This window comes from Micromonospora sp. NPDC005252, from assembly GCF_042872475.1.
Taxonomy (GTDB): domain Bacteria; phylum Actinomycetota; class Actinomycetes; order Mycobacteriales; family Micromonosporaceae; genus Micromonospora.
The window spans coordinates 471,824-487,405 of record NZ_JBIAKN010000002.1; the positions used below are offsets into that span (position 1 = coordinate 471,824).

Sequence of the window (15,582 nt, forward strand, 5' to 3'; positions counted from 1 at the left end):
CTCCCTCGGCTCGACTGGTCGAACCGTTGCCCGGGACAGAACCGGTCAAACCTGCAAAGGTACGACGACCGGTCAGCGTGCCGTCATCGCCCGCCAGCGGGCCAGGTTGTGCCGGGCGTCGACCAGGGCGTCGTGCCGGGCCGCGTCCGCGTCCGGCAGGGTCGGCCGGCCCCGGTCGTCCCAGAGCTGCCGCAGGTCCTTGGTGAACCGGGGGATCTCCCGGGGCAGCGCCGGCATCGCCCCCCAGAGCTGGGCGAGGACCACATGGTCGTACGCCGCGTACCAGGCCCACAGCTCCAGCTGCTCCCCCGGCCGGTCCCGAACCGGCTCCATGAGGAAGTCGTACAGGTCGTCACGGATGCGCTCCCGGGAACGCCAGGCCCGGTCCGCCGGAGACGGCAGCCGGTCCAGCACGTTGCGCCGGACCCAGGGCACGGCACGGGAGTCGTCGAACTCGGTGGAGACCGCGTAGAACTCGCGGCCGTACTCGTCGACGACGCCGATCGACACGAGGTCGACGATCCGGCCGTCCTCGATGAACTCGCAGTCGTAGAAATAGCGGTAGACCATTCCGGCCATCCTCGCCCACCGCCGGCCGGCGGCGCCCGGCGGGGCCCGGGTGCGACCCACGGCCGGTCCGTCGCGGACCAGCGCCGACCTGCGACCGGGAGCCGGCGCAGGGAGTACGCCGCAGCTCGCGACGGTCACGGAAGTGCTTCGAGGGGTGTACAGCAAGCGACCGGACCGTCATGATCTGATGTGTACCGCTACCGGACGCCGAATCGGTGTCAGTTCACCTTGTCAGGGCCATCAGGTTCACCCGGTGAGCGATTGTGTGGTCCATGACCGGGAGGGGTTGGGCCGTGGAGATGCGCCTGCCGGAGCCGGGTGACGCGCTCACGGGTGTCGAGATGTTCGCCGGGTTGGAGCCCGAGGTGCGCCAGCGCGTCATCGCGGCCGCCGTCCCGCGCACCTACCGCAAGGGTCAGTTGCTCTTCGTGGAGAACGACCCGGGCGAGTCGCTGATCGTGCTGCGCCGCGGCGCGGTCGCCGTCTTCCGCACCGCGCCGACCGGCGAGCGGGCGGTGCTGTCGGTGATCCGTCCGCCGGACGTGCTCGGCGAGGTCTCCCTGCTCGACGCCTCCACCCGGTCCGCGTCGGCCGAGGCCATCGAGGACTGCGCGGCGCTCGCGCTCTCCCGGGGCGCGTTCATGGAACTGGTGCACTCCAACCCGCGCATCCTGGACGCGGTGATGCGCTCGCTGGGCGGCCTGATCCGTCGGCTCACCGAGCAGAACGCCGACCACGTCTTCCTCGACCTGCCCGGCCGGGTCGCCAAGACACTGGTCCGGCTGGCCGGCGAGAGCCAGGCCCCGATGATCACGATCGAGCTCAACCAGAGCCAGCTCGCCGAGATGGCCGGCGGTTCCCGGCAGAGCGTCAACCAGGCCATCGGCTCCTTCGCCAGCCGGGGCTGGCTGCGGACCGAGGGGCGCCGGATCGTGGTCACCGACGTGGCCGCGCTGCGCCGCCGCGCCGGCATGAACGACCGCTGAGCCGCACCTCCGCCGCACCGGCCTGAACGACCGTTGAGCGGCGTCGACGGGCCGCACCGGCCTGAACGACCGCTGAACCGCGTCGACGGGCCGCGCACTTCGACAACACGACACGGCCGGGTCACCCGTGGGCGGCCCGGCCGTGTCGTCGCGTCACCGACGCGTGGTTCAGACTCCGGAGCTGCCCGGGCCGGCCCACTTGTCCGGGCCCTTGCCGTCGCCGCCCGGGCCGTGGGACTGCTCGCTGACGATGCCCTCGGCCTGGAGCGTGGCGAGCGTGGCGGCGTCGACGTCCACCGACTCGCCCGCGGAGTGGTTGACCCCGTTGCCGTCGGTCCAGTCGCTCTCCAGCTTGACGTACACCATTGACCTGTCCCCCTCTGGTCGCTGATCGAAGATGTGGCGGACTGAATGTAGTCCGTCGGACCCTTGGTGGACTGTCCACAAGCCAACAGGCCGGTACCTGACAGCCGCGCGGGCGGTGATACTCCCTGTGACGGGACGACGGGGGGCGTCGGCCCGGATCGCCATGGAGGGTGTGTCATCGCCGCGCAGTGTGGGCGCTGTGGACGCACGGCCGCCGACGGTGACCGCTTCTGCGGTGGCTGCGGTGCCGAGCTCGGTGCCGTCTGCCCGCACTGCCTGCGCCCCCTCGCCTCGGACGTCACGTTCTGCACGTCGTGCGGGTCGCCCCGGCCGGGCGCGGACCGGCCGGTCGCCGTCGCGCCGCAGGAGGATCGCCGCCGGGTGAGCGTGCTCTTCGTCGACCTCATCGACTTCACCCCGTACGTCGAGCGGGCCGACCCGGAGCAGGTCCGCGGCATGCAGACCGGCTTCTTCTCCGCGGCCCGCCGGGTCGTCGGCCAGTACGGCGGGGTGGTGGAGAAGTACATCGGCGACGCGGTGATGGCACTGTTCGGCGCCCCGATCGCCACCGAGACCGACGCGCTGCGCTGCGTCCGGGCCGGGCTGGAGCTGCAACGGGTGCTCACCCGGTTCGCGCCGACCGGCAGCACCGAGATGCGGTTCCGGGTGGGGGTGGCCACCGGGGAGGCCCTTGTCGACGTGGCGGCCGCCCGCGACGGCGGGCAGGCGATCGTGGCCGGCGACGTGGTGAACACCGCCTCCCGGATGCAGTCGGTCGCACCACCGGGCGGGGTGCTGGTGTGCGGCACCACGCACGCGCTGACCAGGGACACGATCCGCTACGAGGAGCAGCCCCCGGTCACCCTGCGCGGCCGGTCGTCGCCGACCGAGGTGTGGCTCGCGCTGTCGCCGCTGCGCCGCCTGCCAACCGACCGGGAGCCGGACACCACGCCGCTGGTCGACCGCGAGCACGAGCTGGGCATGCTGGTCAACGCCCTGCACCGGTCGCTGCGCGACCGGCTGCCGCAGGTGGTGACGATTTTCGGCCGGGCCGGCATCGGCAAGAGCCGGCTGCTGCGCGAGCTGTACCGGCACACGGGCCGGCTGGTCGACGAGCCGCTGACGTGGCGGACGGGGCGCTGCCCGCCGTTCGGGGAGAACGTCACGTTCGCCGCGCTGGCCGACATCGTCAAGACCGAGGCCGGCATCCTGGACACCGACCCGGCCGCCAGCGCGGCGCAGCGGCTGGCCGCCGCCGTGAGCGAGCTGATCGGTCCGGGCGAGCGGGACCGGGTGGTGGACGCCCTGCGCCCGCTGGTCGGGCTGCCCGGCACGCCGCTGCCGGCGGAGGAGGCCGAGTCCGCGTGGCGGCGGTTCCTGCTGGCGCTGGCCGCCCGCCGCCCCACCGTGCTGGTCTTCGAGGACCTGCACTGGGCCGACGACGCGATGCTGCGCTTCGTGGAACTGCTCGGGGCGGCGGCCCGCGAGGCGCCGCTGCTGCTGCTCTGCACCGCCCGCCCGGAACTGGTCGACCGGGACCCGAGCTGGGCCGGGACCATCACCGGCTCGGTGACCATCACCCTGCCGCCGCTGCGCGACACCGGCATCGCCGCCCTGTACGCGCACCTGTTCGGCCAGGCGGCGTTCTCCGCCGACATGCTGACCCCACTCATCGAGGTGGCCGGCGGCAATCCGCTCTACGCGCACGAGTACGTCCGGATGCTCATCGAACAGGGCGCGCTGCGCCAGTCCGGGCGGGGCTGGTCGCTGGACAAGCAGCTCGAACTGACCATGCCGGAGAGCGTGCACGCGGTGATCGCCAACCGGGTGGACCTGCTGGACGCCAAGGACCGCTCGGTGCTGCTGGCGGCCTCGGTGGTCGGGGTGCAGTTCTGGCCGGGCGCGGTGGCCGCCGCGCTGGGGCAGCCGGTCGAGTCGGTCGAGCGTGCGCTGCGCCGGCTGGAGCAGCGCGACTTCGTGCACGAGCAGGCCGCGTCGACGATGGCGGGGCAGGCGGAGTTCCGGTTCCGGCACGTGCTGGTGCGCGACGTCTGCTACCAGCGGCTGCCGCGCACCGAGCGGGTGGCCCGGCACGAGCGGGCCGCGGACTGGCTCGACGCGCTGTCGCACAGCCGCGACACCGACCTGGCGGAGGTGCTCGCCCACCACCGCTGGGCGGCCCACGAGATCGCCCGCTCGCTCGGCATGCAGGTCCGCCGGTACGCGGGGCCGGCGCGGCAGGCGCTGCACCGGGCGGCCCGCCGGGCGTACGCCCTGCACGGGCTGGACGCGGCGGCGAGCCACGCGGGTCGGGCGCTGGGCCTGGCCGACGACAGCGACCCGGTGGGGCGGCTCCAACTGGAGCTGCTCAGCACGGAGATCTCGTTCTATCGCGACGGCAACGCGTTCCTCTCCGGCGGCGGACCGGAGCAGGTGCACGCGCTGGCGGACCGGCTGTCGGCGCACGGCGACGACGCGTGCGCCGCACGGGCGTGGACGCTGCTCGGTCAGGCGGCCTGGCTGCGCGCCGACCGGGGCGACGCCCTGGCCTGCCTGGATCGCGCGGTCCAGTTGTTCGAGCCGTTGCCGGACAGCCCGCAGAAGGCCGACGCGTACGCCGAGTTGGGCCGCCTGCACATGCTCAACTACGAGCGCGACCCGGCCGTGTCGGCGGCGGACACCGCGGCGGAGATCGCGGAGCGGCTGGGCCTGACCGAGACGCGCACCAACGCGCGGATCACCGCGGCCACCGCCCGCTACCAGGCCGGTGACCGGGTCGGCCTGGACGAGCTGCACGCGATCGTCGAGTTCGGCCGCGCCGGCCAGCTGCTCGCGCTGCCCCGGGCCACCCAGAACCTGGCCTGGGCCATCCGCGAGGAGGGCGACTGGCTGCGCTCGAACGCCCTGCTCTCGGCCGCGCCGGCGCGTACGGCCAGCGGCCAGACGCTGACCACCAGCTATTCGGCGGAGGCGATGCGGGCCTGGTTCGAGGGTGACTTCGGCCGGTTGCTCGCCGCGGCGGAGGCGTTCGTGGACACGCCGACCGGCAGCTGGGACATGCAGGTACGGGGGTTGCGCTGCTGTCTGCTGGTGCTCCGTGACGACGAGGATCCGGCCGACCTGGCCGACGCGCTGACCACCGCGCGGCGCAGCGGCTTTCACCGCCTGCGGTGGACGATGCTGAGCATGGCGGCGCTGTGCCGGGCACTGCAGGGCCGCGACGCCGAGGCGGCGGAGCTGATCGACGAGCTGGACCGGTCCTGGTCGGCGGTGCCGGCGCTGGCCAGCGGGGAGTGGATCGCCGCCGCCGCGTACGCCGCCGCCCTGGCCGGGCGGGACACCGCCGTGCGGGTCCGGGCGATGCTGGACCGGGTCGGGCATCGCACGCCGTGGTCGGAGGCGGCGCTGCGGACGGTGACGGCGGCGGTGGCGGCGGCCGACGGCGACCACCGGCGGGCGGCCGAGCTGCACCTGGCCGCCGCCGAGACGTACGGACGGATCCCGGACGTCAGCGACCGGGTGCTGGCGCTGGCGCTGGCGGCGGCGGAGCTGACCCGCGCCGGCGACCCGGCGGGCGCCCGGGAGCCGCGAGCCGAGGTCCGCACCTTCGCGCTGCGCAACGACGCCCCGGGCCTGCTGGCGCTGGCCGGCCGGCCGATCAGCCCGACCGGGCCGGCGGTCGCGTGTTGAGCAGGCTCACCCGGCTCGGCGGCTAGGGAGCCTCAGCCGCTGACCCGACTCAGGCGGCGACTGGCGTCTTGAGTTTCTGCGCGTAGATGTCGACGTACTCCCGGCCGGAGAGCTCCATCAACTCGTACATGACCTCGTCGGTGACCGCGCGCTCGACGAACCGGTCGCCGGCCAACCCCGCGTAGCGGGAGAAGTTCAGGGGCGCGCCGAAGCGGACCCGCACCTGGCCGACCCGTGGGAGGAGCCTGCCGGGCGGCTGGAGTTCGTCGGCGTTGAGCATCGCCACCGGCACCACCACCGCGCCGCTCTCCAGGGCCAGCCGCGCCACACCGGTCTTGCCCCGGTAGAGCCGCCCGTCCGGGGAGCGGGTGCCCTCCGGGTAGATGCCGGCCACTCCTTGAGCACGCAGCACCCGCAACTGGGTGTCCAGGGCGGCGCGGGCGGCCTGACCGCCGGAGCGGTCCACCGGGATGGTCCCGGTGCCGACGAAGAACATCTTCATGAACCAGCCCTTGATCCCCTTGCCGGTGAAGTACTCCGCCTTGGCCACGAAGGTGACCCTCCGCGCAACGATCAACGGGATGAAGATCGAGTCGAAGAAGGAGAGGTGGTTGCTCGCCAGGATCACCGGGCCGGTCGCCGGCACATTGCGCAGGCCCTCCACCTGCGGGCGGAAGATCAGCTTGAGCAGCGGACCGAGGAGCACGTATTTCAACAGCCAGTAGAGCACCGGTGTCCTTTCCGTGGTGTGCCCGCGACAACACCATGCCCGGGAGCGCCGCCGTCGCTGACGAGCCTACGAAGCCTCAGCTCTACCCACAACGGACGAACGACCGCTTCGATCTCGTCAGGTGCTCGGGGCCTCGATCAAGGTCCGCCCGTGCCGGACTCGACAGGCCCGGTTCGTGACGCAGTCAGATTCCGCAGGGCGGGAAGGCACCCGGCGAAGCCACGCTGGCCACCGCAAACGACGGACCTAGTCCTGAGGCCAGACACGTGCCCGGCCTCACGACCAAATCCGACATCCGCTGAGCACGGTCCGCCGTCAGGCGTCCGGCCGCTCCGGTTTAGGACGATGCCGTCGTCGTTGGATCACAGCAGCGAGTTCACGCAGGAAGACAACGACGAGTCCGACGCTGGAGGGCACCGCGATCCAGGCACGCCAACCTCCCTCGCTCACGATGCCGGGCAACAGGATCACGGTGAAAAGGAGCATGAGCCCCAACACCGACAGACTTCGCCCCGAGTCGCCCGAGTTCACCATTGCCAGCTCCGCCTGTAGGACGTCTGCCTGCATGAGGTTCGCGACATGCCTCTGGTCCACTTGTCCAGCACCCCGCAGAACGTGTTCCAGGGCTTCACCGCTCAGTCGTGGGTGCGATCGCGCCAGAAGCGAGGCCCTCCACCTGCGGGCGGAAGATCAGCTTGAGCAGCGGACCGAGGAGAACGTACTTCAGCAGCCAGTAGAGCACCGGTGTCCTTTCCGTGGTGGGCCCGCGACCGCGCCGGAACCCGGGAGCGCCGTCGTCGCCGACGAGCCTACGAAGCGGGCGCTCGGACCACAACGGACGGACGCTCACCACCACCGCGCGCCGGCCGCGGTCGCCAGCACGCCGAGGATGTACTCCGGTGTCTGGGCCAGCAGCGCCACCCGCCACAGACGGTTGCCCGGATCCCACCAGCGCTCCGGCAGGTAACAGCTCACCAACATCCGCACCCCGTGCACCGCCGCCATCCAGAACGGGAAGAAGATCACCCAGCCGACGATGTCGAAGACCAGATCCTTCGTCCGCTCGCCGGCGAACGCGGACACCGGGACGAGGACCAGCACGCCGGCGGCGAACACCATCCCGAACAGGATGGACCAGGCCGCACCCCGGGCGATGTGCCGCAGGGCGACGTCCTCGATCTCCTCACCCGCCAGGCCCGCTTCCTCGATCACCTCGGCGCGGCGCTCCTCGGGCGTCTTACCGTCGGCGTCGAGGAACTTCGCGACGGGACCGGCCAGCCAGCGTGTCACCGCCAGTGCCGGATCCATACCCACCCCTATTCGCCCCGCTCGCTCTTCCACCGTAGGAACTCGCGGTACAGCTCCTCTTCGCGCCTGCGCATGCGCTGGTGCAGCACCCGGGAGGCCACGAGAAGCATGCCGCCGCCGCCCAGCATCAGGTAGCCGAGGATCCGGTCGTCGGGGATCTTCGGTGCCGTGCTGAACAGCAACCCCAGCAGGGTCGAGCCCAGACCCAGGTAGAGCGCGATCCCGGGCGGTGTCTGCCGGTATTCGAGATGGTGACGGTCGGCGAACGTCTGGAACCTCGGCGGGACGTCCGGCTCCTCGTACTCCTCAGCGGTCACGTATGCCCCCTCCGTCCCCGGCGTGGAGTCGCCGCCGTCAACGATCACCGAGATCGCACGTGTCGCGCAAGAACGGACATAGGTGGCCCGCCGCGACCTGCGACAGCAGCCGTGACTTTGGAAGACGCGACACAACGCACTCCCGGAACCGGCCTCCGACGTGTCACGATTCAGAGCACGGCGTGCGTACGGGCGTCGAGGGGGCAGGGTGGCCGCGTCGGAAGGCGCGTTGAGGAGGATGTCCGGGTGTCAGCGGGTGGGGCCCGCCGGGGACGGCGGGACAACGGGCTCGACGCGAGCGAGTACGCCGTCGTCGGCGACGTCGATCCGCGCGTCGGCGAGCACCTGCTCGACGTGCTGGCCGCCGGCGGGATCGCCGCCTACCTGCAACCCTCCGCCGACCTCAACCCCGTCACCCGCACCACCACGGTTCCGGCCCGCCCGGTCGACCGGCTCTACGTCGACCGCTCGCACCTGACCACGGCCCGCGACTACCTCACCCAGCTCGCCGACGAGAGCGCCCCGGAGCAGCCGCCGGCCCGCGACGAGCCGGACATCGACGCCGAGTGGGCCCGGATCGTGGCCGGCTTCCACGCCACCTCGACCGCCGACGAGCGCCCGTGGCCGGCAGCGGAGGACGTGGACGAGCGCGACGACCGGGAAACCCGGGACGAGCCGACGGCTGGTCCGCTCGCCCGCTCCGGCGCCGACGAGGCCGGGCCGACCGCCACCGACGTCCGCCGGCTGCCGTCGGCCACCGACTTCTCCGGGATCTCGGTCGGCCGGGGCACCCGCGGTGACGAGCCCTCGCTGCTGGACGGTCTGGACACCTTCGGCGCCGACCTGCCCGACGACGACGAGGACGAGGGTTACCACCCGCCGCCACCCCCGCCACTGCCCCGGATCTCCAAGTACGCGGTGGTCGGCGCGCTCGCGGTGGTCGTCGGTTTCGTGCTCTTCCTCTTCCCGTCGCTGCTCCCGGTGGACCGCTCGGCGGTCATCCTGTTCGGGTTCACCGGCATCCTGGCCGGCTTCGTCACGCTGATCTGGCGCCTGCGCCCCGGCGACGAGAACGACGACGACCCGGACAACGGCGCCGTCGTCTGACTCCCGCGCCCGCCGACCGCATTCCGGGACGAGGACGCCCCCGTCCGGGGCGTAACAATGGTGTAACTTACTGTCAGTAGGAATACCGCTGTACGTCACTTCCCCCGCTGACTGACCGGTTTTTCCTTGCTCGTGGCGGTCAGTCCTCTGCTGATCGGAATGCCCGAGATGCGACAGAGTTCCCTCGTGGTGGTGGCCAACCGCCTCCCCATCGACGACAGCCAAGCGCCCGACGGCGCCTGCGAGTGGCGCCGCAGCCCGGGTGGGCTGGTCAGCGCGCTGCACCCCCTGCTCCGGCACACCCCGGCGACCTGGGTCGGCTGGGCCGGAGGCACCGGGGCCGCGCCCGCCCTGCCGGACGTGGACGGCGTCCACATGCACACCGTCGCCCTCAGCCAGGAGGATCTGCGCGACCACTACGAGGGTTTCTCCAACGCCACCCTCTGGCCGCTCTACCACGACGCCGTCGAGCAACCCGAGCACCACCGCCGCTGGTGGGAGGCGTACCAGCGGGTCAACCAGCGCTTCGCCGAGGCGACCGCCGAGGTGGCCGAGCCGGGCGGCGTGGTCTGGGTGCAGGACTACCACCTGCAGCTGGTCCCCGGGCAACTGCGCGCGCTCCGCCCCGACCTGCGCATCGGGTTCTTCCTGCACGTGCCGTTCCCGCCACCGGAGCTGTTCATGCAGTTGCCCCGTCGGGCCGAACTGCTGCGCGGCATGCTCGGCGCCGACCTGGTCGGCTTCCAGCGCGCCCAGGCGGCGCACAACTTCGCCCAACTGGTCACCCGGGTGCTGGAGCTGCCGGCCACCGACCGCCGGATCGGGATCGACGACCGGGTGGTGCGCATCGGCGCCTTCCCGGTGTCCATCGATACGGCCGAGATGGCCGCCCTCGCCGCCCGCCCCGACGTTGCCGCGCGGGCCCGCCGCCTGCGCCAGGATCTCGGCGACCCCCGCCAGGTCATCCTCAGCGTCGACCGGATGGACTACACCAAGGGCATCGAGCAGCGCCTCAAGGCGTACAGCGAGCTGCTCGCCAGCGGCGACGTCAAGGTCCGCGACACGGTGCTGGTGCAGGTCGCCATGCCGAGCCGGGAACGCGTCGGGCAGTACCAGATCCTGCGCGAACGGATCGAGCGCGAGGTGGGCCGGATCAACGGCGAGTTCGGCCGGGTCGGTGAGCCCGCCATCCACTACCTCACCCAGCCGTTCGACCGGGCCGAGCTGGCCGCGCTCTACCGGGTCGCCGACGTGATGGCGGTGACCCCGCTGCGCGACGGGATGAACCTGGTCGCCAAGGAGTACGTCGCCGCCCGGGTGGACGACACGGGCGCGCTGCTGCTCAGCGAGTTCGCCGGCACGGCCGCCGAGCTGTCCCAGGCGTACCTGGTGAACCCGCACGACCTGGAGGGGCTCAAGCAGGCGCTGCAAACGGCGCTGCGCGCCAGCCCCGCCGACGTCACCGAACGCATGCGGGCCATGCGCGCCCACCTGCACCAGCACGACATCCGGGCCTGGGCGCGCTCCTACCTGAGCGCGCTGGACGAGCACGGCGCCCTGGTCGGCCGCCTCACCAGCGCCGACGGCGCCCCCCTGGTGCCGCGCCCGGCGACCCGGGCCACCTCCGCGACGCAGCACGGCGGCGGCTGACCGGCGCGACCACTCACCGCGAGGCGGGCTCCTTCTCCAGCCAGTCCAGAATCGCGTCGATCGGCTCGGCCCAACGCGCGTCGAGCATCAGGTCGTGCCCCATGCCCGGGAAGAGCAGCGGAGCCGAACCGTACCGGCGGGCGATCCGCGTCAACGTCGACGCCGGCACCACCCGGTCGTCCGGGCTGCCCAGCACCAGGACCGGCGGCGTGCCCACGGCCGGCTCGGCCTCCGGCTCGCCCAGCAGCGCCCACTGCGCCCGCCGACCGGCCCGACCCAGCCGCGCCACGTACCGCCGAGCCTCCTCGTCGGGCAACTCGCGGCTGAACAACTGCGTGCGGCTGAGCCGCAGCGGCCCGCCGAACACCGCCGGCAGCGTCCCGGCCGGGTTGCGGCGCACCGCCGCGGAGAGCACCCCCCAGCCGCCGAAGACCGGCGCCACCAGCACCGCGCCGCGCGCCGGGTAGCGCGCCAACGCGTGCGCCACCACGAGCGCCCCGGCGCCGTGCCCCACCAGCACCGCCTGGCGCGGCAGGCTCGCGGCCACCTGGACCACATCGTGGGCGTACGCGCGCAGCGTCGCCTCCGGCGCCGGCTCGCTGCCGCCGTGCCCCCGCAGGCTGAGCGCGTACGCCGGGAAGCCCCGCGACGCGGCGTGACCCAGCCAGTGCTCGGCGAACGCCCACGCGCCGTGCCCGAACCCGGGAACGAACAGCAGCGGAGGACGCCCCTCTTCCACCTCGGGAATGGCGCTGAGCACCTCGCGTCGCGCCGGCCGGACCGGCCGGGACCACTCCCGGCCCCGCATGATCCGCAGCTCGGTCACTGAACTCGCCTTCCGTTCGCGACTGCGGGGCTCGCAAGCTCACTCGTCGCGCTCACTTGGCCTCCAGGTCGTGCAGGGCGCGCTGGACGGCGCGCAGGTAGTCGGCGTGCCCGACCTCGAACCAGTGCCGGCTGCTGTCCTTGACCTGCCCCGAGTAGCGCTCCCCGGCCCGGTCGCGCACCCGCTGCGCGAACGCCGCGGCCCGCTCGGGCCGGTCCCGGCGGGCCCGCAACAGCCGGGCGAAGAGCACCGTCTGCCAGTGCGCCAGGGTGAACATCCCGGAGTCCGGTTGCACGAGGCCGGCGACCGCCAGCGTGGGGTGCCCCGGCGTGAAGGCGTTGAGCCAGAGCGTGGGCCGGCCCGTGCCGGCGCTGTCGCCGAACACCGACGCGTCGAGGAACTCGAACCGCGGCAGGTAGCCGGTGGCGAAGATGACCAGGTCCGGGTCGATCTCGCGGCCGTCGGCCAGCTCCACGGCGTACGGGCGGAAGCGGGCCAGGTCGGGCACCGGACCGATCCCGCCGTGGCCCACGTAGTAGACGAGCTGGCTGTTGGCGATCGGGTGCGTCTCGTACACCCGGTGGTCGGGCTTGGGCAGGCCGAAACGGGTCAGGTCGCCGACGGTCAGGCGCAGCGTCCAGTGGTAGAGCCACTGGCGGAGCCGCAGCGGCACCCGCAGCGCCAGCAGGGCGTCGTTGACCTGGTCGGCCGGGCGCCCGAGGACGTACTTCGGGGCGTACCAGTAGCCGCGCCGGGTGGAGTGCCAGCACCGCGACGCCTGCTGGGCGGCCTCGACGGCGATGTCACAGCCGGTGTTGCCGGCGCCGACCACCAGCACCCGCTTGCCGCGCAGCTGCGCCGGGTCCTTGTAGGACGACGCGTGCATGATCTCGCCGCGGAACTCCTCCAGCCCCTCGTAGCGGGGCAGTTTCGGCGACCAGTTGTGCCCGTTGGCGATGACCACGGCGGCGTATCGGGAGGTGCGCTCCGGCCCGTACCCGCCGGTGGAGCGGGTGGTCACGTCCCAGCGGTCCCCCTCGGCGGGCTCCACCCGGATCACCTCGGTGCCGAACCAGACGTGCGACCGCAGGTCGAAGTGGTCGGCGTACCGCTCGAAGTACGCCAGGAGCTGGCTGTGGTGCGGGTAGTCCGGCCACGAGTCCGGCATCGGGAAGTCGGGGAACTGGGTGAACGGCTTCGACGACAGCAGATGGGTGCTCGCGTACACCGGGCTGCGGTCGTGTCGCCAGTTCCAGGCGCCGCCGACGCCGGTCTCCCGTTCGTAGCAGTCCACCCCGAACCCGTGCTCGCGCAGGTTCTTGATGGCCGTCAGGCCGCTGGCCCCGGCCCCGATGACGCAGACCGTGTCGCCCCGGTCGGAGAGCGGACGGCCGTCGGGGCTCTGCGCGGACGGGGTCGCATCCGGGTCGGGCCGGCCGTGGTCGGTGGAGGTGGACACCGGGACATCTCCTTTTGTGCGGCACGGGTGCCGGTCGCCGCGAAATCCTCTCCACATCGGAGCCGGATGTCCAGCCCTGGCGCGGACCGATCGGCGGGTACCGGCCGGTGGGGGTCAGCCGGCGGTGGGCAGCAGCAGGTCGACGAGGACCGGGAAGTGGTCGCTGGCCCGGCGGGTCTGCGGGGTGTCCACCACGTCGTAGTCGACCACGCTGATCCGGGGATCGACGAACAGCGCGTCGATGCGGCGGCGCGGGTCGGCGCACGAGTAGGTGAGCCGGTCCGCCCGGTCGGCCGCGATCGCCGCGTCGGTCAGGCCACGCGCCACAGTGGTCCACGCCGGCCCGTCCGGACCCTCGTTCAGGTCGGCCCCGGCCACCACCGGGCTGCTCGCCGCGTCCAGCCCGCGCCGGAACTCGGCGGCCTGCGCGGGCCGCTCGGTCGGGTCGGTGGACAGGTGCGACCCGGCGAGGGTGAACCGGGCGTCGCCGACCCGGCAGTCGGCGTACGCGGCGCCGCGCAGGTGTCGGCCCGGGGTCAGCGGAAAGCGCTGGCAACGGGTGCCGCGCACCTGCACCCGCAGGCTGGTCAGCAGCAGGTTGCCCAGGGCGGGCAGACCCCCGGCGGCCACCACCAGGCCGAACGACTCGGCCAGGGTGGCGGACTTCTGCCGCCACCGGAACCGGCGCGGGCCCTCCTGCACGATCACCACGTCCGGCCTCGCGGCCCGGACCACCGCCGCCAGCGCGGCGGTGTCGTCGCGCTGGCCGTGGATGTTGTACGACACCACGCGCAGCGGTACGCCGGCAGCCTCACCCATCACTGACCGTCTCAGATCCGGCGGGCCAGGTCGGCCGCGCCGATCACCCCGGCGCTGTTGCCCAGCTCGGCGGGGAGCACCTCGGCCACCGGCAGGCGCCCCCGCTGGGCGAGCGCGTCGAGGTACGAGCGGCGCGTCGGGCCGAGCAGCAGGTCACCGGCGTCGATCACGCCGCCGCCGACGACCAGGGTCTGCGGGTCGAGGATCTGCGCCATGTCGGCGAGGCTGGTGCCCAGCCACCGGCCGATCTGCGCGAACGCCTCGGCGGAGACCGGGTCGCCGCCCTGCGCGGCGGCGGTCACCATGTGGCCGGTGATCGCCTCGGCCTCGCCGCCGGCCAGGTCCAGGAGGGCCGCGGCCCGCTGCGGTTCCTGCCGGGCGCCCGCGCGGGCGAAGCGGACCAGGGCGCTGCCGCTGGCGTACTGCTCGATGCAGCCCAGCCGCCCGCAGCCGCACTGGTGCCCGTCCGGCACGGCCAGCATGTGGCCCAGCTCCGCGGCGACGCCGTGCGCGCCGCGCATCAGCTCGCCGCCGAGCACGATGCCGCCGCCGACGCCGGTGCCGATGGTGAACATGATCATGGAGTCGTCGGCGTCCCGGGCCGCGCCGTAGCGGAACTCGGCCCAGGCGGCCACGTTGGCGTCGTTCTCCACGATCACCGGCAGGCCGACGGCGCTGCTGACGTACTCGCGCAGCGGCTCGTCACGCCAGGCCAGGTTCGGAGCGAAGAGCACTGTCGAGCGGGTGGCGTCGATCCAGCCGGCCGCGCCGATCCCGACGGCCTCGATCGTCCGCCCGGCAGCCAGCTCGCCGACCAGCTCGATGATGACGTCGCGGGTCTTGCCGACGTCATCGGCGGGAGTGTCCCGTCGGCTCTGCACGAGAACCGTGCCGGTGTCGTCCACGACACCGCCGGCCACCTTCGTGCCACCGACGTCGACTCCGATGGTCAGCGTCACCGCTGCCGCTCCCCTCTGCTGTGCTGTCCGGTCCGCGCGCGCCGATGACGCGCCGGTCCGGATCGCGATGTCCCGCGCTCAGGCGCCGCCGCCCGGCGCGTCCGCGCCGGTGTCGTCGGACGCCCGCGACGCGGGCACCACGGGTCGGCTGGTCGGCGCCGGCGCGACCACCGACCCGGCGTCGTCGACGGGTGCTGCGGTGGCCGGGGCGGGTGGGTCCGCCGTCCGGGTGGCGACCGACCAGACATCCCGCTCCGGCGCCGGCTGAGAATCATGCCCGGTGCGGGTGGCATCGCGCCACACGTGCTCGTCGTCGGTCTCGGCGGACCGCTCGGCCGGGGCGAAGGGTGCGGCCTCGTCGTCGCTGCTCGCGGCGGACGTCGGCTGCGCCGGCGCGGACGGCTGCGGTGCGGTCGCCGGGGGTGGCTCCGGCGGCGCGAACGCGCGGAGCAGGCTGGCCACGCCGGCCGCGAGGTCTCCGGCACCGGTGGCCAGGCGTTCGGCGAATTCCGGACTCGGGTCACGCAACGCGGCGATGCCACGACAGACCGGGCAGACACAGCATTCGGCCGAACCGGTGGCGAAACCACCACCGCCGTGGGCGCCGCCGCCCGCAGCGGCACTGTGACCGAGGACACCGGCCAGCATCCCGCCCAGCGGGCCGAACGCGCCGCCCACCGACCCGCCGGAGGCCAGTCGCGCCCCCGCGAGCAGGGTGGCGACCAGTCGCTCCGCCTCTTCCCGGGCCGAACCCGGATCCGTTCCGCCCACCCTCGGCTCCTCTACCCTGCCGCC

15 protein-coding genes are annotated in these 15,582 nt (G+C 73.2%); 4 read left to right on the plus strand and 11 right to left on the minus strand.

Annotated elements, in window-relative coordinates:
* Window positions 1–72: 72 nt before the first annotated feature.
* Window positions 73–570 carry a polyadenylate-specific 3'-exoribonuclease AS gene (locus ACFYPH_RS07940; protein WP_374109293.1) on the minus strand — a complete coding sequence of 166 codons (498 nt, stop codon included), beginning with the start codon at window positions 568–570 and terminating at the stop codon, window positions 73–75.
* Window positions 571–863: 293 nt separating this feature from the next.
* Between ACFYPH_RS07940 and ACFYPH_RS07945 the strand changes: the two genes are divergently transcribed.
* The gene (locus tag ACFYPH_RS07945) at window positions 864–1,556 is read left to right on the plus strand and encodes a Crp/Fnr family transcriptional regulator (protein WP_007463121.1); all 693 of its coding nucleotides are present in this window, start codon (window positions 864–866) and stop codon (window positions 1,554–1,556) included.
* 168 nt (window positions 1,557–1,724) lie between these two features.
* On the opposite strand, the gene ACFYPH_RS07950 is transcribed toward ACFYPH_RS07945, so the two are convergent.
* Window positions 1,725–1,922: a hypothetical protein gene (locus ACFYPH_RS07950; RefSeq protein ID WP_354858223.1), complete on the minus strand. Its 198-nt coding sequence runs from the start codon at window positions 1,920–1,922 to the stop codon at window positions 1,725–1,727.
* A gap of 66 nt (window positions 1,923–1,988) precedes the next feature.
* Here ACFYPH_RS07950 and ACFYPH_RS07955 point away from each other — a divergent pair, with 66 nt between their 5' ends.
* Window positions 1,989–5,612 (plus strand): ATP-binding protein, encoded by a 3,624-nt coding sequence (locus ACFYPH_RS07955; protein WP_387180066.1) that lies wholly within the window; start codon window positions 1,989–1,991, stop codon window positions 5,610–5,612.
* Window positions 5,613–5,661: 49 nt separating this feature from the next.
* Here ACFYPH_RS07955 and ACFYPH_RS07960 read toward each other — a convergent pair whose 3' ends face one another.
* From ACFYPH_RS07960 to ACFYPH_RS07975, 4 genes are all read right to left on the minus strand, one after another.
* Complete coding sequence (locus ACFYPH_RS07960) at window positions 5,662–6,342, minus strand: lysophospholipid acyltransferase family protein (protein ID WP_354858220.1); 681 nt, start codon at window positions 6,340–6,342, stop codon at window positions 5,662–5,664.
* Window positions 6,343–6,657: 315 nt separating this feature from the next.
* Window positions 6,658–6,936: a hypothetical protein gene (locus ACFYPH_RS07965; protein ID WP_354858218.1), complete on the minus strand. Its 279-nt coding sequence runs from the start codon at window positions 6,934–6,936 to the stop codon at window positions 6,658–6,660.
* 252 nt (window positions 6,937–7,188) lie between these two features.
* The gene (locus ACFYPH_RS07970; protein ID WP_354858217.1) at window positions 7,189–7,650 is read right to left on the minus strand and encodes a hypothetical protein; all 462 of its coding nucleotides are present in this window, start codon (window positions 7,648–7,650) and stop codon (window positions 7,189–7,191) included.
* Between the two features lie 8 nt (window positions 7,651–7,658).
* On the minus strand, window positions 7,659–7,967 hold the full coding sequence (locus ACFYPH_RS07975) for a hypothetical protein (protein WP_387180070.1): 309 nt from the start codon (window positions 7,965–7,967) through the stop codon (window positions 7,659–7,661).
* A gap of 246 nt (window positions 7,968–8,213) precedes the next feature.
* Between ACFYPH_RS07975 and ACFYPH_RS07980 the strand changes: the two genes are divergently transcribed.
* Window positions 8,214–9,074: a DUF308 domain-containing protein gene (locus ACFYPH_RS07980; protein ID WP_354858213.1), complete on the plus strand. Its 861-nt coding sequence runs from the start codon at window positions 8,214–8,216 to the stop codon at window positions 9,072–9,074.
* A gap of 168 nt (window positions 9,075–9,242) precedes the next feature.
* Complete coding sequence (locus ACFYPH_RS07985; protein WP_387180073.1) at window positions 9,243–10,724, plus strand: trehalose-6-phosphate synthase; 1,482 nt, start codon at window positions 9,243–9,245, stop codon at window positions 10,722–10,724.
* 13 nt (window positions 10,725–10,737) lie between these two features.
* Here the strand turns inward: ACFYPH_RS07985 and ACFYPH_RS07990 are convergent, their stop codons facing one another.
* The 5 genes from ACFYPH_RS07990 to ACFYPH_RS08010 all read right to left on the minus strand — a co-directional run bounded on the left by ACFYPH_RS07990 (window position 10,738) and on the right by ACFYPH_RS08010 (window position 15,558).
* Window positions 10,738–11,532 carry an alpha/beta fold hydrolase gene (locus tag ACFYPH_RS07990; RefSeq protein ID WP_355135390.1) on the minus strand — a complete coding sequence of 265 codons (795 nt, stop codon included), beginning with the start codon at window positions 11,530–11,532 and terminating at the stop codon, window positions 10,738–10,740.
* Window positions 11,533–11,602: 70 nt separating this feature from the next.
* Window positions 11,603–13,009, minus strand: coding sequence for a flavin-containing monooxygenase (locus ACFYPH_RS07995; RefSeq protein ID WP_387180076.1), 1,407 nt, complete (start codon window positions 13,007–13,009; stop codon window positions 11,603–11,605).
* A 114-nt stretch (window positions 13,010–13,123) separates the two neighbouring features.
* On the minus strand, window positions 13,124–13,828 hold the full coding sequence (locus tag ACFYPH_RS08000) for an endonuclease/exonuclease/phosphatase family protein (protein ID WP_355066900.1): 705 nt from the start codon (window positions 13,826–13,828) through the stop codon (window positions 13,124–13,126).
* A gap of 11 nt (window positions 13,829–13,839) precedes the next feature.
* Window positions 13,840–14,787 carry an ROK family glucokinase gene (locus tag ACFYPH_RS08005; protein ID WP_354858204.1) on the minus strand — a complete coding sequence of 316 codons (948 nt, stop codon included), beginning with the start codon at window positions 14,785–14,787 and terminating at the stop codon, window positions 13,840–13,842.
* Between the two features lie 78 nt (window positions 14,788–14,865).
* The gene (locus tag ACFYPH_RS08010) at window positions 14,866–15,558 is read right to left on the minus strand and encodes a hypothetical protein (protein WP_354858202.1); all 693 of its coding nucleotides are present in this window, start codon (window positions 15,556–15,558) and stop codon (window positions 14,866–14,868) included.
* Between the last annotated feature and the right edge of the window lie 24 nt (window positions 15,559–15,582).